The sequence below is a fragment of the Streptomyces solitudinis genome (assembly GCF_036323765.1).
Classification (GTDB): domain Bacteria; phylum Actinomycetota; class Actinomycetes; order Streptomycetales; family Streptomycetaceae; genus Streptomyces.
On the sequence record NZ_JAZDCW010000009.1, the window covers coordinates 134,681 to 155,432 of the forward strand.

The window sequence follows — 20,752 nt, forward strand, 5'->3', positions numbered from 1 at the left end:
CTGTCCCTACCGCATGAGGAGTTCCGTGTCCGCTGTCACCGGTCCCCCCGGCCCCCGCCGCCCCGGTGCCGCCGCGCTCGCCCGGCTCGGCCACCCCGTTCCCGCCCAGGACCCCGCAGACGCCTCCCCCCTGTCCTTCCCGGACGGAGGCACGTGGCGCACCGAGGTGCCCTCCGTCGAGGGTCCCGAGGCCCTGGCCGTCGTGCTGAAGGAGTCCGCCCGCCTGGACGTGCCCGTGCACCGCATCAGCCAGGGCAGCGGCGTGTGGATGCTCACCGACGACGAGATCACCGACATGGTCGAGTCGTGCGCCGCACGGGACATCGAGCTGTGCCTGTTCACCGGCCCGCGCGGCACCTGGGACATCGGCGCGGGCACCCGCACCGATTCCGGGGGAGCCGGGCTGCGCGCCCGCGGTCACGACGCGGTGGCGGGCTGTGTCGAGGACGCCCTGCGCGCCACCGCGCTCGGCGTGCGCTGCCTGCTGGTGGCCGACGAGGGTGTGCTGTGGCTGCTGCACCGCCTGCGCGTGTCCGGCGAGCTGCCCGCCGACACCACGTTCAAGCTCTCGGCGCTGGTGGGGCCGGTCAACCCGGCCGCGTACCAGGTGTGGGAGCGGCTCGGCGCGGACTCCGTGAACATCCCCTCGGACCTGACGCTGGAGCACATCACCGAGATCCGGCAGGCCGCCCGGGCCCCGATGGACCTCTACGTCGAGGCTCCGGACGACCTCGGCGGCTACGTGCGGATGTACGACGCCGCCGAGCTCATCCGCCGCGGTGCGCCGATCTACCTGAAGTTCGGTCTGAGCAAGGCGCCCGCCCTCTACCCGTACGGGGCGCAGCTGCGGGAGGCGACCCTGAGCACGGCCAGGGAGCGTGTCCGCCGCGGCCGCCTGGTGCTGGACCTGCTCGCGCGGCTGGGAGCCGACGGGGGCATGTCGCCCCTGGGCTCGCGCTCACCGGGCCGTCTCGGGCGCTTCCCCACGGAGGACTGAACCCGGCGAAGCGCCGCCCGGCCGCCCGCGGGCGGCCGGGCGGCCGCGGTGTCAGCGGGCGCCGAAGACGTGCACCGTCGTCGAACGGTAGGTCTGGCCGGGCCGCAGGACGGTCGGGGGGAACGAGGGCTGGTTGGGGGAGTCGGGGAAGTGCTGCGTCTCCAGGCAGAGCCCGTCGCCCTGCCGGTAGACGCGTCCCGAGGTCCCGGTCAGCGTGCCGTCGAGGAAGTTGCCGCTGTAGAACTGCACTCCGGGCTCGGTGGTCTCGATCCGCATCGTGCGGCCCGAGCCCGGGTCGTGCAGTGAGGCGGCGTGCCCGGGGGCGGAGGTGACGCCCTTGTCGAGGACGAAGTTGTGGTCGTAGCCCTGGCCGTGGAGCAGCTGTTCGTGCCCCGCGCGGAGGCCGGCTCCCACGCTCCTGCCGTGCCGGAAGTCGAACGGGCCGCCGGCGACGCGGGTGAGCCGGCCGGTGGGGATGAGGGTGTGGTCGACCGGCGTGTAGCGGGAGGCGGCGATCGTCAGCAGGTGGTCCTCGACGCTGCCGCTGCCTTCACCGGCCAGGTTGAAGTAGGTGTGGTTGGTGAGGTTGACGACGGTGGCGCGGTCGGTGGTGGCGGTGTAGTCGATCCGCAGGGCGCCCCGCGCGGTGAGCAGGTAGTCGGCCCGTACGGTCAGCGTGCCGGGGTAGCCCTCCTCCCCGTCCGCGCTGACGTACCGCAGGGTCAGACCGGTGGCGTCCCCCTTCCGGTACGGCTGGACGTCCCAGAGCCGTTTGTCGAAGCCCCGGTCGCCGCCGTGCAGGCTGTTCGGGCCGTCGTTGACCGGAAGGCGGTGCGTGTGGCCGTCCAGGGTGAACCTGCCGCCGGCGATCCGGTTGCCGTACCGCCCGATCAGCGCGCCGAAGTACGGGCTGTGCGCCACGTAGTCGGTCAGATCGCGGAAACCCAGCGCCACGTTCGCCCGCCTGCCGTGCCGGTCGGGCAGCTCCAGCGACTGCACGATGCCCCCGTAGGAGAGCACGCGCAGCCGGGTGCCGCCCCCGGTCACCGTCCAGCGGTCGACGGGGCGGCCGTCGGGCAGCGTGCCGAAGGGTTCCCGGTGGATCCGCCCGCGGTCCGCCCGCGGGGCGCCGTCCGCCGTGTGCGCCGGGCCGGCCGCGTGGGCCGGTGCCGTGCCGGTGGCCGCGGCGGCCACGCCCGCGGCACCCGCGGCCAGCACGCTCCGTCTGTCGGTCGTCATGGTGCCTCGCTCCTCGTGGGAAGGGGTGGGAGCGGCCGGACGCGTCTCACGAGCCGGCCTTGCGCTTGTTCCAGACGTCGAAGCCGACCGCGGCGAGCAGCACCAGCCCCTTGATGACCTGCTGGTAGTCCGTACCGATGCCGACATGCGACATGCCGTTGTTGAGCACGCCCAGCACCAGGCCGCCGATCACGGCGCCCAGGACCGTGCCGACGCCGCCGCTCATCGAGGCCCCGCCGATGAACGCCGCGGCGATGGCCTCCAGTTCGAACATGAGACCGGCCTGCGGGGTGGCGGCGTTCAGCCGGGCGGCGTAGACGCAGCCCGCGAGCGCGGCCAGCACCCCCATGTTGACGAAGACCAGGAAGGTCACCCGCTGGTCCCTGACGCCGGAGAGCTTGGCCGCGGCCTTGTTGCCGCCCAGGGCGTAGACGTGGCGGCCCACGACCGCGTTGCGCATGACGAAGCCCAGCCCGATCAGCAGGGCGCACAGGACCAGCAGCACCACCGGCACCCCGTGGTAGCTGGCCAGCGTCATCGTGAAGGCCACCACGGCGGCGGCGATCACCACGCACTTGAGCAGCCAGAGGCGGAAGGGCAGCACGTCCAGCGCGTAGGCGAGCTGGCGCCTGCGGGCCCGGTACTCCTGGACGAGGAGTACGGCGAGGACGATCAGCCCGATCAGCAGGGTGGGGTTGTGGTACTGGGTGTAGGGGCCCGCCTCGGGTATGAAGCCCTGCGCGACCTGCTGGAAGCCCCGGGGGAAGGGGGCGACGGAACGGCCTTCGAGGACGATCTGCGTGGCACCGCGGAAGAGCAGCATGCCGGCCAGCGTCACGATGAACGACGGGATGCCGACATAGGCGATCCAGAAGCCCTGCCAGGCGCCGGCCGCCGCCCCGATCAGCAGGGACAGCGTGAGGGCCAGCACCCAGGGCATGTCGTGCCGGACCATCATCACCGCCGCCACCGCGCCGACGAAGGCCGCCAGGGACCCGACGGACAGGTCGATGTGCCCGGAGATGATGACGATCATCATGCCCATGGCCAGGATGAGGATGTAGCTGTTCTGCTGGATCAGGTTGGAGACGTTGTTCGGCAGCAGCAGGGTGCCGTCCGTCCAGATCTGGAACAGCACGACGATCAGCCCCAGCGCCACGAGCATCCCGTACTGGCGCATGTTGCCGCGCAGCATGCCGAGCAGGACGGCACCGGCGGACCGCCGGCCGGACGGTGCGGGGGACGGCGGAGCGGGCGTGCCGGAGGTCGCGGTGGTCATGGCGGCTCTCAGTTCCTAGTCCATGGTCATGTGGCGCATGAGGACTTCCTGGGTGGCGTCCTCGCGGGCGATCTCACCGGTCAGCCGCCCGGCGGCCATGGTGTAGATCCGGTCGCACATCCCGAGGAGTTCGGGCAGTTCGGAGGAGATGAAGAGGACGGCCTTGCCCTGGGCGGCCAGTTGGCCGATGGCGGTGTAGATCTCGTACTTGGCGCTGACGTCGATGCCGCGGGTGGGCTCGTCCAGGATCAGCACCTCGGGGTCGGCGTTGACCCACTTGCTCAGCACCACCTTCTGCTGGTTGCCGCCGCTGAGCCGCTGGACCTGCTCCTGCAAGGAGGGCGTCTTGATGTTCATCGACCTGCGGTAGCGCCCGGCCACGCGCCGCTCCTCGTGCTCGTCGACGAGACCGCGCCGGGCGAGGCCGTCCAGGGAGGCCAGGGAGATGTTCCGGGTGACGCTGTCGATCAGGTTCAGTCCGTACGTCTTGCGGTCCTCGGTGACGTACGCGATGCCGTGCGCGACGGCCTCCGGCACCGTCCCGGTGCGCACCTCCCGGCCGTTCACGGCGACGCTGCCGCCCTCGTAGACCCCGTAGCTGCGGCCGAAGACGCTCATGGCCAGCTCGGTGCGTCCCGCGCCCATCAGCCCGGCGACCCCGACGATCTCCCCCCGGCGCACGTGCAGCGACACGTCGTCGACGACCCTGCGCCGCCGGTCGACCGGGTGCCGGACCGTCCAGCCGGTGACGGAGAGGGCCGGCTGTCCGGCGTCCTCGCCCTGGTAGCGGACGCGGTCGGGGAAGCGGTTTTCCAGGTCGCGGCCGACCATGCCGCGGATGATCCGGTTCTCGGACAGCTCGGCGGGGGCCTGCGGCGCCTCCCGGACGGCCAGGGTCTCCACGGTGCCGCCGTCCCGCAGGATGGTCACCGTGTCCGCGATGCGCCGGATCTCGCCCAGCTTGTGGGAGATGACGATGCAGGCGATGCCCTGGTCGCGCAGTTCCAGGATGAGGTCGAGGAGCCCCGCGCTGTCCTCGTCGTTGAGCGCGGCGGTCGGCTCGTCCAGGATGAGCAGCTTCACCTCCTTGGACAGCGCCTTGGCGATCTCCACGAGCTGCTGTTTGCCGATCCCGATGTCGGCGACCCGGGTCTGCGGCTTCTCCGGCAGCCCGACGCGCTCCAGCAGCCGTGCGGCGTGCCGCAGCGTGTCGTGCCAGCTGATCACGCCCCGCCGGGCGTGCTCGTTGCCGAGGAAGATGTTCTCGGCCAGGGAGAGGCGGGGGATGAGGGCCAGCTCCTGGTGGATGATGACGATGCCGCGCCGCTCGCTGGCCCGGACGTCCCGGAACGCCACCGTCTCGCCCTCGAAGCGGATCTCCCCTTCGTAACTGCCGTGCGGGTGCACCCCGCTGAGCACCTTCATCAGCGTCGACTTGCCCGCGCCGTTCTCGCCGCAGACCGCGTGGATCTCCTTCTCCCGCACCACGAGGTCGACACCGCGGAGTGCCCGCACCCCGGGGAAGGACTTGGTGATGCCGCGCATCTCCAGAACGGGCCCGGTCACCGCAGCTGCTCCTCGGTGTGGTAGCCCTCGTCGACCAGGAGCCGCACGTTGTCCTTGTCGATGCTGACGGGGTCCAGCAGGTAGGCGGGGACGACCTTCTTGCCGTTGTCGTAGGCGCTGGAGTCGTTGACCTCCGGCTTCTCGCCGGTGAGGACGGCGTCGCCCATCCGGACGGCCTGCTCGGCGAGTTCGCGGGTGTCCTTGAAGACGGTCTGGGTCTGCTGGCCGGCGATGATCGACTTGATGGACGCCAGTTCCGCGTCCTGGCCGGTGACCACGGGGAACGGCTGCTCCGCGGTGCCGTATCCGGCGCTCTTGAGGGCGGAGATGACACCGATCGAGATGCCGTCGTAGGGGGAGAGGACGGCGTCCACGTCGGTGGCTCCGTAGTGGGCGCTGACGAGGTCGTCCATCCGCTGCTGCGCCTTGCCGCCGTCCCAGCGCAGCGTGGTGGCCTGGTTCATCTCGGTCTGGCCGCTGCGGACGACGAGCTGACCGCTTGCCAGGTACGGGCGCAGCACCTTCATCGCGCCGTTCCAGAAGTACCGGGTGTTGTTGTCGTCCGGCGACCCGGCGAACAGCTCGATGGTGAACGTCTCGTCCTCGTGCCGGTCGAGCTGGAGCGCGTCGGCGATGTACCGGCCCTGCAGCTCGCCGACCCGCTCGTTGTCGAAGGACGCGTAGTAGTCGACGTGCTCGGTGCCCATGATGAGACGGTCGTAGGCGATGACGCGCACTCCCGCGTCCCTGGCCCTGGCCAGCACGCTGGTGAGCGACGATCCGTCGATGGCCGCGATGACCAGCAGCTCGTGGCCCTTGGTGATCATGTTCTCTATCTGGGCGACCTGGTTCTCCACCTTGTCGTCGCCGTACTGGAGGTCGGTGCGGTACCCGGCGGCCCGGAACCGTTCGGCCATGTTCCGGCCGTCGGCGATCCACCGCTCCGATGACTTGGTCGGCATCGCCAGGCCGACGGTGGCGCCCTTGCCGCCCTCGGGCTCGTACCGGCTGCCGCCCACGGCCTCCTGGCCACAGGCGGTGAGCGAGCCGACGAGAACGGTGACGGCAGCCATCACCGGCAACGGGGTCGCACGCCTGGGGGTGCGGTCGCGCATGGTCGTGGTTTCCTCTCCGGCGGGAGCGCACTGCTGCTCGGGGGCGGACGGGGGCAGTGCGGGTGAACCCAGCACGTGTTCAGGATTTCGAACATCGTCTGCGATTTTGAACAGATTACGAACGGGTGTCGCGACCGTCAAGAGACGTGACCAAGCCCGCTGCCGCCGCCGCGGTGCCGAACGCTCCGGCCCGCGGACCTGCCTGCCGTCCGGGGCGTCGGCTGTGATCCGGCATGCCGTGCGCAGAGCCGTGCGGCGGGCCCGGTGCGCGGTACCGGTGCGTGGTTCAGCCCGCGAAGGCCCGTCCGGGCAGGCCCTGGCCCACACCGGGCAGCACCAGCAGTGACCCCTCGTGCGGCCCGGGGCGGTCCAGGCCCACCCGGGCCGTGGACACGTACAGGTCGCCCAGCCCGCTCCCGCCGAAGGCACACGCCGTGGGGCGCCGCACCGGCAGTTCCACCACGCGGTCCAGCGTCCCCGCGGGCGTGTACCGGCGCAGCGCCCCGCCCTCCCACAGGGCGACCCAGACGCAGCCGTCGGCGTCCACGCACAGCCCGTCGGGGAACCCCGCGCCCTCCTCCACCACCGCCAGCGGCCTGCGGCCGGTGACGCGGGCGCCGTCCCCGGCGACGTCGAACACGTCGATGCGCCGCGTCGGGCTGTCCACGTAGTACATGAACCGGCCGTCCGGGCTCCAGCCGGTCCCGTTGCTGACGGTCACGTCCGGCAGCACCTGGCACACCGTGCCCCGCCCGTCGATCCGGCTCAGCGTGCCGCCGCCCTGACGCTCGTCGTAGCGCATGGTCCCGGCCCACAGGGCGCCGTCGGGTGCCACGGCCGCGTCGTTGCCGCGCCGCCCCTCGACCGGATCGTGCACGAGCCAGCGGAAGGAGCCGTCCGCTGCGTACAGCCCGACGCCGTCCCGCAGGTTGGCGACCAGTCCGCCGCCCGCACGCGGCTTGACGGCGCCGACGTGCTCCCCGGTGTCCAGGCTCGTGCGGCGGCCGGTCGCCGGTTCGAAGGTGTGCACCCGCGAGCCCAGGACGTCCACCCAGAGCAGCCGTCCGCCGTCGGCGTCCCAGGTCGGGCCCTCGCCGAGCGCCGCCCGCGCCGCGACGGCCGTCTCCACGCCGGTCACGGCCGGCCGCGGTGGCCGAGCCGGACGGACAGGTCCGCGGCGCCCTTCACGACCAGCTCCTCCAGCGCGCCGCGCCGCTCCTCGTTCCACCGGATGGACGGCACCGAGATGCTCATCGCCGCCACCACCGCCCCCGAGGAGTCCCGGACGGGCGCGGCGACGCAGTTGACGTCCGGATTCGACTCCCGTTCCTCCAGCGCCACGCCCCGCTCCCGGGCAAAGGCGAGCTGGCGGCGCAGTTCGTCCGGTGCCGTGACGCTCGCGTCCGTCATCGCGGCCATCGGCTCCTCCCGCGGCAGCCGCGCGTCCAGTTCGGCCTCGGGCAGCGAGGCCAGCAGCATCTTGCCGACGGAGGTGCAGTGCGCGGGCAGGCGCCGGCCGGCCGCCGACACCATCCGTACGGCGTGCGTGCTGTCCACCTTGGCGATGTAGATGACGTCCGTGCCCTCCAGGATGGCGACGTGCACCGTCTCCTCGCAGGTCTCGGCCACGGCACGCGCGACCTGCTGCCCCTCGGCGGCCAGGTCCAGGTGCTCGGCGTAGCGGCTGCCGAGCTGGTGGGCCCGCACCCCCAGCCGGTAGGTCCCCGGCCGGCCGGGGACCGGTTCCAGGTAGCGGCGTGCGGCGAGGGTGGACACCAGCTCGTGCACGGTGGTGCGGGGCAGCCCCAGCCTGCGGGTGATGTCCGGAGCCGTCATCGTTCCGGCGCCGTCCAGGAACAGTTCGAGAATGTCCAGAGCCCGCGTCACCGCCGGTACCAGCCGACCCACAGAACACCACCTCGTCGTTCGGGATGCCGGACCCTATCCGACACCCCGAACATCCTAGGTGTTCCGGCGCACCCCTGACAACGCCTGGCCCGCCCGCCCCCACCGGGGCGGGCGGGCACGGCGTTGTCAGGAAACCGAACGCGCGCGGTGCGTTGACCCGGGCGCCGCCGTGCCCGACACTCGGCACGACTCACCACCGAACAGTGTTCGACATACCGGTCAAGCCCGCTCGCGGGCCCGCCCAGCGGCATCCCGAGCCGCCTTCCAGCGACGGAGTCAGGCACCGTGAACCTTCCTCGGATACGCATCCGCAGACCTTTGCTGCGCACCGTGCTCCCCCTGCTCGGCGCGCTGCTCCTCGCCCTCACGGCAGCGGTCCCGGCCTCGGCCTACCCCGGCCCCGGCCACGTGACGGGGGACGTCCTCGTCCACGACCCGACGATGATCCGCACGGCCGACGGCTACGTGCTGTACTCCACCCACGGCGGACTGGAGGCCCGCACCTCCACCGACCGCGTCCACTTCCGGCGGGCCGGGTCCGCCTTCGCCACCCCGCCGTCCTGGTGGCGCACCTACTCGCCCACGAGCGACGTCTGGGCCCCCGACATCTCCCACCACGACGGCCGGTACCTGATGTACTACGCCGTCTCCAGCTTCGGCAGCAACCGGTCGGCCATCGGGCTGGCCACCAGCACCACCGGGCGGCCCGGGAGCTGGACCGACCAGGGCGTCGTCTACACCACCAGCACGTCCAGCGACCACAACGCCATCGACCCGTCGCTGCTCGTCGACGCGGACGGCCGCTGGTGGCTGAGCTTCGGCTCGTACTGGTCGGGCATCCACGCCATCCGCATCGATCCGGCGTCGGGCAAGCGGGCCGCCTGGGACACCACGCGCCGTCACCTGGCCACCCGTCCGGCGAGTCCGCACGCGGTGGAGGCCCCGCACATCATCCGGCACGGTTCCTTCTACTACCTGTTCGTCTCCTTCGACCGGTGCTGCGCGGGCACGTCCAGCACCTACAAGATCATGGTGGGGCGCTCGACCGAACCCACCGGTCCCTTCCGCGACCGCAACGGCACGCCGATGGTGAACGGCGGCGGCACACCGCTGCTGGAGACGCACGGCCGCGTCATCGGCCCCGGCGGCCAGAGCGTCCTGCACGACACCGACGGCGACCTGCTCGTCTACCACTACTACGACGGTGAGGACCGGGGGACGGCCAAGCTCGGCGTCAACCTCCTGGGCTGGGACGCGGCAGGCTGGCCCTACGCCTACTGACGCTCTCCGGGCGCCGCCCTCCCGCGGCTCCCGCGGGCGGCCCCTCCGGCGCCGGGGGCGGGGCGGCCACGGCCTTCGACCGGCCCGTGGCCGCCCCGCAGGGCCCCGCACCCGTCGCCCGGCATGCCCGCGCTCCCACGTGGTAAGCGTGCGAGAGGGTCCGGAAGACCCACGGAGACGACCGCCGCCCAGCGTGGTGCTGAGCGTTCCGGGCCGGGCTCCCGCCCGGGGGCTGCCTGGTGCCGCGTCTGCCGGGCTGGCCCACCGCAGGAAGCGCGCACCGAAGGAGAGCCACCATGGAGATCGTCAACAAGCATCTGAACCCGGCCCAGGCCCCCCTGCTTGCGTCCAGTCCGACCGGTTACCTCCTGCTGGCCGCCGAGCTGGACCGCCGCCCCATGTTCCTGCCGGGCAGCAGGGCCAAGACCCGTCTCATCCAGGAGGTCAAGGGCCTGGCCGCCGACCTCGAACGCCACGACGCCGTCGAGCGGGCCACGGTGTTCCACGGCTTCGCCCACCTGGTCTTCGGCATCAACCACCGCCTCATGCGCCGAGCCGAGGCGCAGGGCGTCGAACGGGCCCGCTACGACCTGGTGGTGCTCGTCGAGACCGCCGACGCCGCCCAGGCCCGCACGCTGCGCGACGACACCACCTACCAGCGGCTCGTCCACCGGGTGGAGGCAACGGCCCGGCGGACCTTCGAAACCGCCACGGCCAACACGCGCTGCATGGGCGACGTCGAGCGCGAGCGGCGGGGCGTCTTCCTCTTCAACTTCTTCTACGCCCAGGACAACGAGGAACTCATCCCGGTGTGGGAGTACACGGCCGGGTGGTGGAACGTCAAGACCGACCTGGACAACTCCCACGTCCTGGAACCGCTCGACGACGAGCGGAAGGACTACGGGATCATCAACCACTGCCGCTGGGACCGCCTGCGGGACGTCGCCCCCCAGATGGTCTTCCGCCCGTCCTTCCGCCGCTTCGTCCTGGCCAACTTCACGGCCAACGGGATCTCCGCCCAACCCACTCTCTACCGGCTCGCCTGACCGCGGACCGGCCCGTCGCGGCCGGGCCCCCGCGTCGGCGGGACGCGCGGGCAGCGGGGGAGCGGGAGCCGTGTGCGGGGGAAGAGCCCGAGCGGGCGCCTCGTCGCTGCCCGCGTGACCGGCCTTCCCCCGCCACCGCGGCGCCCGCTCGCCTCACCCCCGGGAGGGCGGGCCGGGCTGTTACGGCGGCGTCACCAGCGCCGTCAGCGTCCGCCCGATCACCTGGGGCGCCTGGTCCACCCGGCCCGCCCCCAGCAGGTCCTTGAGCCGCAGGCTGGCCTGCCCGACCGCCGCTGCCCGCGGCCGCCGCCGCGCCCGGTACCGCGCGAGGGCGTGCGCGAGGGCCTGCGGCCCCGTCAGCACCTCGGCGAGCACCAGCACGTCCTCCAGGCACATCGCCGCGCCCTGCGCCAGCGTCGGCGGCATGACGTGCGCCGCGTCCCCCGCCAGCACCACCCGTCCCCGGTACCAGGCATCGGCCAGGTAGGCCTCGAAGGGCGTGAGGTGGATCCCGGCTCCGGCAAGGTGGCCGCGCACCTCTTCCCACACCGGTCCGCCGTACGCACCGGCCAGCTCCAGCATCCGCCGCGCGTACTCCTCGCGGGCCACCGGCCCCTGGGGCGCGTCCACCACGCACATCACGTAGGCGGTGTCCGCGCCCATCGGGGAGTACCCCGCGATGTGCGCCGGTCCGCCGTAGAACAGCTCGGTGCGCACCACCGCGGCCGGGCGCGGGACCAGCGCCCGCCACACCGCCCACCCCGTCGCCCGCGGCAGCCGCCCGGCGTCCACGCCGCTGCGCAGCGCGGACCGGGCACCGTCCGCCGCGACCACGACGTCGGCCTCCAGACTGCGCCCGTCCGGCAGGCGCACCGCCCCCTCCCCGCCGTCCGGGACCGCGGCCCGGGCGCCCCGGTGCAGCCGGACCCCGGCCCGCTCGGCCGCGTCGGCCAGGATCCGCTGGAGGCGGGGCCGGGTGATGCCCACCGTCGCGGGCAGCCCGGGCCCGCCGCTGCGCAGATCCGGCTGTTCGGCCACCACCGCCCCGTCCGGCCGCCGGATCACGATCGCGTCGAACGCCGTCCCCGCCCCGATCACCTCGTCCGCCAGCCCGGCGGCGTCCAGGACCCGCAGCGCGTTGCCGTGCAGCAGCAGGCCAGAACCCAGCGCCCCCATGTCCGCCCGGGCCTCCACCAGACGCACTTCCACGCCGCGCCGCGCGAGCAGCACCGCCGCGCACAGGCCCGTCGTGCCGCCGCCCACCACCACCGCGCTGTCGATCCCCATGGCGCCGCAGGTTACCGCCGGAAGCCCCGAACGGGTGGGCAGACCATACGACTGCCGCCGCTCCAGGAGCCTGCCGGGCGTCCCTCCGGCACACCTGGCACAGGCCACGTGTCCAGAACCGACGACTTCCTGCCAATTGCCGGCAACGGCCCTCCGCCGCCGCGAGGCCCCACTACACAGGAGGGCTGGGGCGCGGAGCCCCCGCACGGATGAGATGCCGGTTCCTGGCAGGAGGTCTGAACGGTTGCTGACCATCAACGTGGCTGTGCTGCTCGCGGTCATCGTCCTCGTCCGGCTGCGACGGCGCACGGAAGCCCGCAGCCGCTTCGACGAGAAGATGACCGTGGTCATCGTCCTGGCCCTGGGCGTCCTCATTGCCCCGACCTCAGCAGGCCAGAGCATCGCCGGCCTCCTGAGCCAGCTCGCGAGCGGTCTCACCGAGGCCGGCCGGTGAGCCCCCCCCCCCCGCAGGAGCCGGACGGCGGTGACCAGGCGTCCGCCCGCGCGACGGCGTAACCGAGGACCGAACAAGCGGCGGCACGACCCGGGCGGCCGGCTGGCCGTCCTGCTCCTGGCCGCGGCCGTGGGTCTCGGACTGGTGGTGGCCGCCGTCAACTGGCTGCTCGCCCACTGGTGGGTCCTCCCCGTCACCGGCACGCTCGTGGCGCTGGCCGGCACCGGCTGGTTCCATCAGCGCTGGCGGCGCCTCAGGCGCGAAGCGGCACGTGCCCGAAGCCTGCGGTACGCGCTGTCCCAGCTCGACGGCCTGCACCACACCCACTTCGAGGACGCGGTACGGGACCTGATGCGCCGTGACGGCTGCCGCGACGCGGTCCGAGTCGGCCGCGGCGGGGTCCTGGGTGCGGACGTGAAGGCCACCGATCCCTACGGGCGGCGCTGGGTGATCCAGTGCAAGCACCGGCGAGGCGGCCTCGCCGGTGCCGCCGTGGGCACGCCGGACCTCCAGGTCCTCAACGGCACCGCCCGCCAGGTTCACGGCGCGGACGTCGCGGTGATCGCGACGAACGGCCGGGTCACCGCACCGGCCGTCACCTTCGCCACGCAGCAGCGGCTGCACGTGGTCGACCGCCACACCCTGGCCGTGTGGGCGCCCGGTCCCACTCCCCTGTGGGAGCTGCTCCCAGAGCGAGTTGGACGACTTCCTCTGCTCGTCCACGACCACCGCACACGGCCATCACCGAGGAGCTGTGCACCTGGCTCATCGAGCGACTCCCCGGCTGATGACCTCGCGGGACCAGCGCGGCGCCACCCGGACGGGTGGCGCCCGACGGGGGAGGCGTCGCGGCCCGGCGCTGGCTGACCGGCGTCGCCGAACAGCTCGCCCACCGCTCGCTCCCGGCGCCACACTCCGGGCCCGGACGCCTGCCTGACCACCCGGCTCAGCTCCGTCGCGGGCGAAATCGGCTGGGCGGGAACCGGGATGAGCCTCCGCCCCGGGCTTCCCGGGCGTTCCGCCCCTGGCCCTGGTGCGGCCTGTCCCTGTGACCGGCGCGCCCCGGCTCCTGCGGGTCGGCGCCGCGGGGCGGCGGTGGCCCGGGCGGGGGCCGGACACAGCCGGACCGGCGTCCGCCGCCCGGTTGCTAGGATGTGCCGGCTCAGCCGGGTCCGCGTCGCATCGCGCGCCGCCGGGCACCGGACCGACGGACACACGACCGGGGCGGTGCCCCGAACCCGGAGCGAGGACCCATGCCGCAGCGCGCCGCGACCATCGTCGGCGGCGGGATCGGGGGACTCGCGGCGGCCATCGCCCTGCATCGCCGGGGCTGGCACGTCGAGGTGCTGGAACGGGCCCGGGAGTTCACCGAGATCGGCGCCGGCATCTCCCTGTGGCCGAACGCGCTGCGCGCGCTTGAGGGGCTCGGCCTGGGCGGCGCCGTCCGGGCACTCGGCGCGGTCGAGGCCGCCGGCGGGGTACGCGACCGGCAGGGCCGCTGGCTGTCCCGTACGGACAACGCGGAGCTGGCGCGCCGCTTCGGCCACCCCCTGGTGGTCCTGCACCGCGCGGACCTGCTGCGCGCGCTCGCCGAGGCGCTGCCCGCCGGCAGCCTGCGGCCGGACAGCGAGGTCTCCGCGGTCGACGGCAGCGGGCCCCGCCCGGTCGTTGGCCACCGTGGGGGCGAGTCCCGGCCGGACCTCGTGATCGGCGCCGACGGGCTGCGCAGCGCGGTCCGCCGCGCCCTGTGGCCGGACGCGGCCGGTCCTCGGTACGCCGGCTACACCGCTTGGCGCATGGTCACCGAGCCCCTCCCCGAGCCGCCCGCCGAGGGCGCGGCGACCTGGGGCTGCGGGGCCCGGTTCGGTTACACGGCGCTGCCCGGCGGGCGGATGTACTGCTTCGCGACCGCGTCGCTGCCCGCGGGAGCGGCCTCCGGCTCGTCCGAGTACGCCGAACTGCTGCGCCGGTTCGGGTCCTGGCCGGCTCCCATCCCCGCCCTCCTGGCCGCCGTCCCCGCGAAGACGGTCCTCCGGCACGACCTGTACGACCTGCCGCCGCTGCCCTCCTTCGTCCACGGCCGGGTCGCGCTGCTCGGCGACGCGGCCCACGCCATGACCCCCAATCTGGGCCAGGGCGCATGCCAGGCGCTTGAGGACGCGGTCACCCTCGCCCACTGCCTCGACGGCACCCCGGACGTGGCCGCCGCGCTCCGCTCGTACGACCTGCTGCGCCGCCCGAGAACGCAGGCCATCACGCGCCGCTCCGCCCGGCTCGGCGCGGTCGGCCAGCTGTCGTGGCCTCCGGCGGTGCTGCTGCGGAACACGGCCGCCCGGCTGATGCCGGCGCGGGCGGCGCTGCGTTCCATGACGCCGGTGCTGGGCTGGAGCGCGCCCGGTGACCGGGCCACCGCGAAGGGGAGCGAAGGCGACTGATGCCGGACTGGACGTACCACCCGCTGCGCGGTTCGGCCGCTGCCCTCCTCGGCCGGCGCCGGTCGCAGCGGACCGCACTGCGGCTGCTGGCCTCGATCGGCTCCCGTCCCGCCGGCGCGCGGCTGATCGCCCGGGGGTTCGGCCACCGCCACCCGCCGAAGCGGCTCGCCGGCGAGATCGCCGGCGAGCCCGTGACCGTCCGCCTCGGGATATCAGTCCCGCCCTCCCTCGCCCGCGAAGCGGTACGCGCCATGCCCCCGCTCGGGGCCGGTGTCGTCGAGGTGGCACCCGTGTCGGCGGCCGACGCGGAGACCGTGCGCGAGGCCGCCGCCGGCCGCTCCGTCCCGCTGGTGGTCCGCGCCTGCGACCCGGAGGCCGAGGCAGCTCTCCAGCCCCATGTCGACGGGTTCACCAGCGGCGACGATCCGCACGTGGTCCATGTGTCCGACCCGTCGGTCACCGCCGCGGCCACCGCGCTCAAGGAACCGGGCGCCGTCGTGCTCGCCCGGCCCGGGGTACTCGTCGCGGCCGGACCCGGCTGGTTCCAACGGGTCACCGAGGCGGCCACGCCCACCGCGCCCGCCCCGGTGCTGCGGGACGTCGGACGCGACCCCCGCCGCTGGCCCGCCTGGTGGTGGGCGCTGCTCGTCGGACTCGGCATGACGGGCGCCGGACTCGGCGCCGCAGCGATCACGCTCGGGCCGGTGCTGCTCTGGTACGACCGCGACTACCTCGGCATGACGCTGCACGAACTGCATGCCGCCAACCACCACCTCGTGCCCTTCCTCCAGCACGACCGGATCACCATGGCCGGCACGATGGCAGCGATCGGCGCCCTCTACACCGGCCTCGCCGTGGGCGGGATCAGACGCGGCTGGCCATGGGCCCGCGAGGTGTATCTGCTCTCGGGGGCGATCGGCTTCCCCACGTTGCTCTACTTCCTGGGCACCGGCTTCGTGGAACCCCTGCACACGGCCACCACCCTCGTGCTGTTCCCGATGTTCGTGGCCGCGGTCCGTCGGCCCCCGCACACGCCGCGATGGCGCCTGGCGCCCGAGGGGCCGGAGCGGGAGCGCCTGCGGTCGCTGGTGGGCCAGCTGCTGCTGATCGTCACCGGAGCGGGGCTGTTCGTCGGCGGAGCGGTGATCTCGGTGATCGGCCTGACCGGCGTCTTCGTGCCGACCGACCTGGCCTTCCTGGGTGCCAGCACCCAGACGCTCGAATCCGTCAACCCCCGGCTCGTGCCGTTCGTCGCCCACGACCGGGCGGGGTTCGGCGGCGCTCTGATGGCCGCCGCGGTGGCCATCACCCTGCTCAGCGCGTGGGGCTGGCGACGCGGTGAGGCGTGGGTGTTCTGGAGCCTGGCCGCGGCGGCGGCCGCCGGTTTCCTCCCGGCTGTCGCGGTGCACGGCGCGATCCACTACACCGACTTCCTCCACCTCGCGCCGGTCTACTTCGGCATCGCCACCACCGGCACCGGCCTGCTGCTCGCGCGTCCGTACCTCTGTGCCAAGACGTCGGCGGAGCCGGAGGACTGACGGCCGCCCCGCTGCCGCCTCCAGGGCCGATGTCCTGCCGCGCCCGTCAGAAGGTACGATCGTATGCTCCGGAATGTACGGTCGTACCCATGCCGACGACGGACTACTTCGCCGATGACCCGCGCACGAACCTGGAGCGCATGCAGGCGGGCGACCTCTACATCGCCGACGACCCGGAGATCGCCCGGCGCCAGCAGCACGCGGTGCGCCTGGCCGCCCGCTACCTGGCCGCCTACGCCGAGGACGCCGACGCCGCGCGGCCGCTCCTCGCGGAGCTGCTCGGCTCCCTGGGGGAGGAAGCCCACGTACGGCCGCCCCTGTACGTCGACTACGGCAGCAACATCACGATCGGCGCGCGCACCTTCGTCAACTGCAACCTGACCGCCCTCGACGTCGCCGCTGTCACCATCGGCGAGGACTGCCAGATCGGCCCCAGCGTCCAGCTGCTCACCCCGACCCATCCGCTGGAGCCCCAGCCCCGGCGCGACAAGCTGGAAGCGGCCAGGCCGATCACCATCGGCGACAACGTCTGGCTGGGCGGCGGCGCCATCGTGCTGCCCGGCGTGACCATCGGGAACAACTCCGTCATCGGCGCCGGCGCCGTCGTCACCAAGGACGTTCCCGCTGACGTCGTCGCCGTCGGGAACCCCGCCCGCACCGTCCGCACCCTCTGAAAGCACCGCCATGGCCACGGGACACGCCGACCCCCAGCGCCGCGAGCGCATCCTCGCCGCGACCCTCGACCTCATCGCCGACGAGGGAGTCGCCGGCATCTCCCACCGGAAGATCGCCGCCCGTGCCGGCGTTCCCCTGGGCTCGATGACCTACCACTTCAGCGGCATCGACCAGTTGCTGGCGCAGGCGTACCGCCGATTCACCGACCACATCGTCACGCTGTTCGACACGTATCTCAGCGCGCCGACCGACCGCGAGCAGGCCAGAGCCGCGGTGACCGACCTCATCCACGTCCTGTCCGAGGGCAGCCGGCGCGACCTCGTCCTCACCCAGGAGCTGTACACCCTCGCCGCCCGGCAGCCCGCCTACCGGGAACTCACGCACGCGTGGATGGCGCGCAGCCGCACCCACCTGGAGAAGCACTTCGCCCCGGACACCGCCCGCCAGCTCGACGCCCTCATCGAGGGACTGGCACTCCACCGAGCCCTCGCACAGGAACCCCACGACCGCGCCCTGACCCTCGAAGCCGTCACGCGCATCACCGCCGACGGCAGGCAGGCACCCTGACAGCCCGTGCGGCGCTGTCCTGACCACCGTGCCGCGCGGGCCCGGCGATCCGTTCCGTGGCCCACCGCCGTCGCTGCACCGGCCGGCCGGCAGACAACTCCGGTCCGGCAGTCGTGTCCACGGTCTCCGCTGGGCACAAGGAGAGCTGGGCCGGTTCAGCACCCGCCACGAGGAGGACCAGCTTGCGCACCTGGTCCTCCTCGTGGCGGTGCTGCCCTGGCCGACAGGTGCGGGGGCGGTGTGCCAACGAGAACGGGAGGTTCGGGTCTTGTTCGAGGACTTCGAGGCCAGGCGGGTCCAGACCGGTGAAGCGTCGGTGTTCGTTCGCCACGGCGGGGAGGGGCCGCCGGTGGTACTGCTGCACGGCCACCCCCGGACATCCGCGACCTGGCATCGCGTCGCCCCGCTCCTGGTCCGGCGCGGGTTCACCGTGGTCTGCCCGGATCTGCGGGGCTACGGCCGCTCCACCGGCCCGGCGCCCACCGCGGACCACGCCGGGTACTCCAAGCGGGCTGTCGCCGGCGACGTGGTCGAGGTGATGCGCTCCCTCGGCCACACCCGGTTCGCGCTCGCCGGACACGACCGCGGAGGCAGTGTCGCGCTGCGTCTCGCGCTCGATCATCCCGACGCGGTCTCGCGGGTGGCGCTGATCGACTGCCTGCCCCTCACCGAGCACCTGTCCCGCATCACGGCCGAGTTCGCCACGCAGTGGTGGCACTGGTTCTTCTTCGCCCAGCCGGACATCCCCGAGCGGGTCATCAACGCCGACCCGGACAGCTGGTACCGCGGCGACCCGCAGTTCATGGGGCAGGAGAACTACGACGAGTGGCGAGCGGCCACGAGGAACCCCGACGTGGTGCGGGCGATGCTGGAGGACTACCGGGCCGGCCTCACCGTCGACCGCCGGCACGAGGAGGACGACCGTGCCGCCGGGGCACGGATCAGGTGCCCGGCACTGATCCTGTGGTCGCTCCGGGACGACCTCGAAGAGCTGTACGGAAACCCGTTGAGGATCTGGCGGCCGTGGGCACCGGACGTACGGGGCCACGGCATCGACGCCGGGCACCACGTGGCCGAAGAGGCTCCAGAACCGCTCGCGTCCTCCCTTGCGGACTTCTTCACCGGACCACCCGGGCAGGCAGCCCCTGGACCGCGCTGATTCCCGCGGGCGGGCCCAGGCTTCCTGCTCCGAGTCAGGTCACTGGACTCCGGTGGCGCCGGTCACCACGCGCTGATGACCGGCGCGCCGGGCTCGTGCTGCCGCCATGCCTCGTTGAGGCGCGCGAGCCGGTCCGCGGCGGCGATGCCGCGCAGGGACGCGACCTTGCCATCGCTGACCTCGAACGTCACGACGCCCACGACCCGGCGGTCGACCACTGCGAGGACGGCCGGGGAGCCGTTGACCCACGCGATGTGTATCGCCGGCGAGCCGCCGCTTCGCCGGTGTCGGCTTGAAACCGGCCCGCACGTGGGAGGCGACCCGCTCGCGCGTCGTGTACCGCAACAGCCGCCTGGCCAGTCCGGCACCGTCCGAGACCGCCGTCACGTCGTCGGTGAGCAGCGCCACCAGCCGTTCGGTGCGTCCCGACGTGGCGGCAGCGAGGAACTCCTCGACGACCCGGCGCGCGGACGCGGGGTCGGCCTCACCGCCGCGGCGGCGCCCGGCGGCGACCCGGACGCGGGCCCGGTGGACATGCTGCTGGCTCGCGGACACGCTGATGTCGAGGATCCCGGCGATCTCGGTGTGGCGGTACGAGAACGCCTCGAACAGGACGTAGACCGCCCGCTCGACCGGCGAGAGGCACTCCAGCAGGGCCAGCACGGCCAAGGACACCGATTCACGCTGCTCGAAGGTGTCGGCCGGGCCGAGCATCGGGTCGCCGTCGAGGAGCGGCTCGGGCAGCCAGGCACCGGCAGCGCGCTCGTGACGCGCCCGCGCCGAGCGGAGCCGGTCCAGGCAGACATGGGTGACGACCTTGGTCAGCCACGCCTCCGGCACCTCGATACGCGCCCGGTCCGCGGTCTGCCAGCGCAGGAACGCGTCCTGTACGGCGTCCTCGGCGTCGGCCGCTGAGCCGAGCAGACGGTACGCGAGCGAGGCCAGCCGGCCCCGGCTGGCCTCGAACCGTTCGACGGCCGCGCTGTCCATGCGGATCACCCTAGGCAGTGGCGCTCACACCGGCGCGGACGGGCGAGGTCGCCAGGCGGCGCCTGCGCTGGGGCATGCCGAAGGCCGGGTGAGCGGCACCCCACCCGGCTCCCTTGAGCACACCCGACTTGAGCCGCGCGGCGGTCCGGCCGCCCAGGTACCAGGACCTCGGCCGGACGTCCCCGTCCACCAGCTGGAAGATCGCGTCCCGCCGCCCGAGGCTGACGTGGTTGCCGTGGTACTTCAGCGCGGTGACCGGGACCTCGCTGCCCGTCAGGCGCGCGATGATCGCGGCGGTCGCCTGCATGCTGGTGAACCCGGCCGAGGCGCAGGACATCGGCAGCGGCCGGCCACTCCCGCCGATCGCGTAGGCGCAGTCACCGATGGCGTAGACGTCCGGGTGCGAGACCGAGCGCATGGTGCGGTCGACGACGATCTGGCCGGTCCCGGCGACCTCCAGTCCGCTGGCGGCCGCGATGGGATGCACGGCGAACCCGGCCGACCACACGGTCACCTCGGCCGGGACGGACCTGCCGTCGACGGCGATGGCCCGTGCCGGCTCGACGGCTTCGATACCGGTGTGCTCGTGGACGGTGATGCCGAGCCGGCCGAAGGCCCGGTGCAGGTGACGGCGGGCCCGCGGGGAGAGCCAGGCACCCAGCTCGCCGCGGGCGGCCAGCGCGACCGAGAGGTCGGGCCGGGCCTCGGCGAACTCGGTGGCGGACTCGATGCCGGTCAGCCCCTCACCGATGACCAGCACGGTGCCGCCCCCGCCGAGGCTGGCCAGGCGCTCGCGAAGACGCAGCGCCGAGGACCGGCCGGTCACATCGAAGGCGTACTCGGCCACGCCGGGGACGCCGTGGCGGGCCACCGAACTGCCGAGCGCGTAGAGAAGCGTGTCGTAGGCGAGCTCGCCGCCGCCGTCCTCGCCGGTCACGGCGACGGTTCTGCGCCCGGGGTCGACGCCGGTGACGTGCGCCAGCCGCAGCCGCACCCCGGTGCCCGCGAACACGTCGGAGAGCCTGCGGAACGCGAGGTCCTGGCCGCTCGCGAGCTGGTGGAGCCGCATCCGCTCGACGAAATCGGGCCCGGCGTTCACGACGGTGATCTCGGTGTCGGCGGGGGAGAGCCGGCGGGCCAGGCTTCCGGCGGCGAAGGCCCCGGCGTATCCGGCGCCGAGTACGACGATGCGGTGCTTCATGGCGTTGCTCCTGTC

General features: G+C 73.4%; 17 protein-coding genes and 2 pseudogenes. 10 read left to right on the forward strand and 9 right to left on the reverse strand.

Annotation, left to right across the window (positions count from 1 at the left end):
- Positions 1-13 precede the first annotated feature (13 nt).
- Entirely contained in the window at positions 14-997 is a 984-nt protein-coding gene (locus tag V1J52_RS21785; RefSeq protein WP_330141641.1) for a U32 family peptidase, read from the forward strand.
- 51 nt (positions 998-1,048) lie between these two features.
- Here the strand turns inward: V1J52_RS21785 and V1J52_RS21790 are convergent, their stop codons facing one another.
- The 6 genes from V1J52_RS21790 to V1J52_RS21815 form a co-directional block, all read right to left on the reverse strand.
- Positions 1,049-2,236 (reverse strand): aldose epimerase family protein, encoded by a 1,188-nt coding sequence (locus V1J52_RS21790; RefSeq protein WP_330141642.1) that lies wholly within the window; start codon positions 2,234-2,236, stop codon positions 1,049-1,051.
- A 46-nt stretch (positions 2,237-2,282) separates the two neighbouring features.
- Complete coding sequence (mmsB, locus tag V1J52_RS21795; RefSeq protein WP_330141643.1) at positions 2,283-3,515, reverse strand: multiple monosaccharide ABC transporter permease; 1,233 nt, start codon at positions 3,513-3,515, stop codon at positions 2,283-2,285.
- Positions 3,516-3,530: 15 nt separating this feature from the next.
- Positions 3,531-5,060 (reverse strand): multiple monosaccharide ABC transporter ATP-binding protein, encoded by a 1,530-nt coding sequence (mmsA, locus tag V1J52_RS21800; RefSeq protein ID WP_330141712.1) that lies wholly within the window; start codon positions 5,058-5,060, stop codon positions 3,531-3,533.
- 17 nt (positions 5,061-5,077) lie between these two features.
- Positions 5,078-6,196: a multiple monosaccharide ABC transporter substrate-binding protein gene (gene chvE, locus V1J52_RS21805; RefSeq protein WP_330141645.1), complete on the reverse strand. Its 1,119-nt coding sequence runs from the start codon at positions 6,194-6,196 to the stop codon at positions 5,078-5,080.
- Between the two features lie 286 nt (positions 6,197-6,482).
- Complete coding sequence (locus V1J52_RS21810; RefSeq protein ID WP_330141646.1) at positions 6,483-7,334, reverse strand: SMP-30/gluconolactonase/LRE family protein; 852 nt, start codon at positions 7,332-7,334, stop codon at positions 6,483-6,485.
- Positions 7,331-8,104 (reverse strand): IclR family transcriptional regulator, encoded by a 774-nt coding sequence (locus V1J52_RS21815; RefSeq protein ID WP_330141647.1) that lies wholly within the window; start codon positions 8,102-8,104, stop codon positions 7,331-7,333. The genes V1J52_RS21810 and V1J52_RS21815 overlap by 4 nt, the downstream gene beginning before the upstream one ends.
- A 321-nt stretch (positions 8,105-8,425) precedes the next feature.
- On the opposite strand from V1J52_RS21815, the gene V1J52_RS21820 reads away from it, so the two are divergent.
- A complete protein-coding gene (locus V1J52_RS21820) occupies positions 8,426-9,385 on the forward strand; it encodes an arabinan endo-1,5-alpha-L-arabinosidase (protein WP_443075897.1) in 960 nt (319 codons plus the stop codon).
- A 296-nt stretch (positions 9,386-9,681) separates the two neighbouring features.
- Positions 9,682-10,431, forward strand: a complete 750-nt coding sequence (locus tag V1J52_RS21825) for a hypothetical protein (RefSeq protein WP_330141649.1) — start codon at positions 9,682-9,684, stop codon at positions 10,429-10,431.
- Positions 10,432-10,611: 180 nt separating this feature from the next.
- Here V1J52_RS21825 and V1J52_RS21830 read toward each other — a convergent pair whose 3' ends face one another.
- Positions 10,612-11,718, reverse strand: coding sequence for an FAD-dependent monooxygenase (locus tag V1J52_RS21830; protein ID WP_330141650.1), 1,107 nt, complete (start codon positions 11,716-11,718; stop codon positions 10,612-10,614).
- A gap of 244 nt (positions 11,719-11,962) precedes the next feature.
- On the opposite strand from V1J52_RS21830, the gene V1J52_RS21835 reads away from it, so the two are divergent.
- The 7 genes and pseudogenes from V1J52_RS21835 (at position 11,963) to V1J52_RS21865 (ending at position 18,546) form a co-directional block, all read left to right on the forward strand.
- The gene (locus tag V1J52_RS21835; RefSeq protein WP_330141651.1) at positions 11,963-12,172 is read left to right on the forward strand and encodes a hypothetical protein; all 210 of its coding nucleotides are present in this window, start codon (positions 11,963-11,965) and stop codon (positions 12,170-12,172) included.
- Between the two features lie 30 nt (positions 12,173-12,202).
- Positions 12,203-12,859: pseudogene (locus tag V1J52_RS21840) on the forward strand (restriction endonuclease); the annotation flags it as partial.
- Between the two features lie 566 nt (positions 12,860-13,425).
- Positions 13,426-14,607 (forward strand): FAD-dependent monooxygenase, encoded by a 1,182-nt coding sequence (locus V1J52_RS21845; protein WP_330141652.1) that lies wholly within the window; start codon positions 13,426-13,428, stop codon positions 14,605-14,607.
- Positions 14,607-16,145: a hypothetical protein gene (locus tag V1J52_RS21850; protein WP_330141653.1), complete on the forward strand. Its 1,539-nt coding sequence runs from the start codon at positions 14,607-14,609 to the stop codon at positions 16,143-16,145. The genes V1J52_RS21845 and V1J52_RS21850 overlap by 1 nt, the downstream gene beginning before the upstream one ends.
- Before the next feature lie 89 nt (positions 16,146-16,234).
- A complete protein-coding gene (locus V1J52_RS21855; RefSeq protein ID WP_330141654.1) occupies positions 16,235-16,819 on the forward strand; it encodes a sugar O-acetyltransferase in 585 nt (194 codons plus the stop codon).
- 10 nt (positions 16,820-16,829) lie between these two features.
- Positions 16,830-17,387, forward strand: coding sequence for a TetR/AcrR family transcriptional regulator (locus tag V1J52_RS21860; protein WP_330141655.1), 558 nt, complete (start codon positions 16,830-16,832; stop codon positions 17,385-17,387).
- 268 nt (positions 17,388-17,655) lie between these two features.
- Positions 17,656-18,546, forward strand: a complete 891-nt coding sequence (locus V1J52_RS21865) for an alpha/beta fold hydrolase (RefSeq protein ID WP_330141656.1) — start codon at positions 17,656-17,658, stop codon at positions 18,544-18,546.
- A 62-nt stretch (positions 18,547-18,608) separates the two neighbouring features.
- Here V1J52_RS21865 and V1J52_RS21870 read toward each other — a convergent pair.
- Positions 18,609-19,536: pseudogene (locus V1J52_RS21870) on the reverse strand (sigma-70 family RNA polymerase sigma factor).
- Positions 19,537-19,546: 10 nt separating this feature from the next.
- Positions 19,547-20,737, reverse strand: coding sequence for an NAD(P)/FAD-dependent oxidoreductase (locus V1J52_RS21875; RefSeq protein WP_330141657.1), 1,191 nt, complete (start codon positions 20,735-20,737; stop codon positions 19,547-19,549).
- Positions 20,738-20,752: the final 15 nt, after the last annotated feature.

Coding starts and splice junctions, on each gene's coding strand:
- V1J52_RS21785 (WP_330141641.1), top strand. CDS start 14: ATGAGGAGTTCCGTGTCCGCTGTCACCGGTCCCCCCGGCCCCCGCCGC.
- V1J52_RS21790 (WP_330141642.1), bottom strand. CDS start 2,236: ATGACGACCGACAGACGGAGCGTGCTGGCCGCGGGTGCCGCGGGCGTG.
- mmsB (WP_330141643.1), bottom strand. CDS start 3,515: ATGACCACCGCGACCTCCGGCACGCCCGCTCCGCCGTCCCCCGCACCG.
- mmsA (WP_330141712.1), bottom strand. CDS start 5,060: ATGCGCGGCATCACCAAGTCCTTCCCCGGGGTGCGGGCACTCCGCGGT.
- chvE (WP_330141645.1), bottom strand. CDS start 6,196: ATGCGCGACCGCACCCCCAGGCGTGCGACCCCGTTGCCGGTGATGGCT.
- V1J52_RS21825 (WP_330141649.1), top strand. CDS start 9,682: ATGGAGATCGTCAACAAGCATCTGAACCCGGCCCAGGCCCCCCTGCTT.
- V1J52_RS21830 (WP_330141650.1), bottom strand. CDS start 11,718: ATGGGGATCGACAGCGCGGTGGTGGTGGGCGGCGGCACGACGGGCCTG.
- V1J52_RS21845 (WP_330141652.1), top strand. CDS start 13,426: ATGCCGCAGCGCGCCGCGACCATCGTCGGCGGCGGGATCGGGGGACTC.
- V1J52_RS21850 (WP_330141653.1), top strand. CDS start 14,607: ATGCCGGACTGGACGTACCACCCGCTGCGCGGTTCGGCCGCTGCCCTC.
- V1J52_RS21855 (WP_330141654.1), top strand. CDS start 16,235: ATGCCGACGACGGACTACTTCGCCGATGACCCGCGCACGAACCTGGAG.
- V1J52_RS21860 (WP_330141655.1), top strand. CDS start 16,830: ATGGCCACGGGACACGCCGACCCCCAGCGCCGCGAGCGCATCCTCGCC.
- V1J52_RS21875 (WP_330141657.1), bottom strand. CDS start 20,737: ATGAAGCACCGCATCGTCGTACTCGGCGCCGGATACGCCGGGGCCTTC.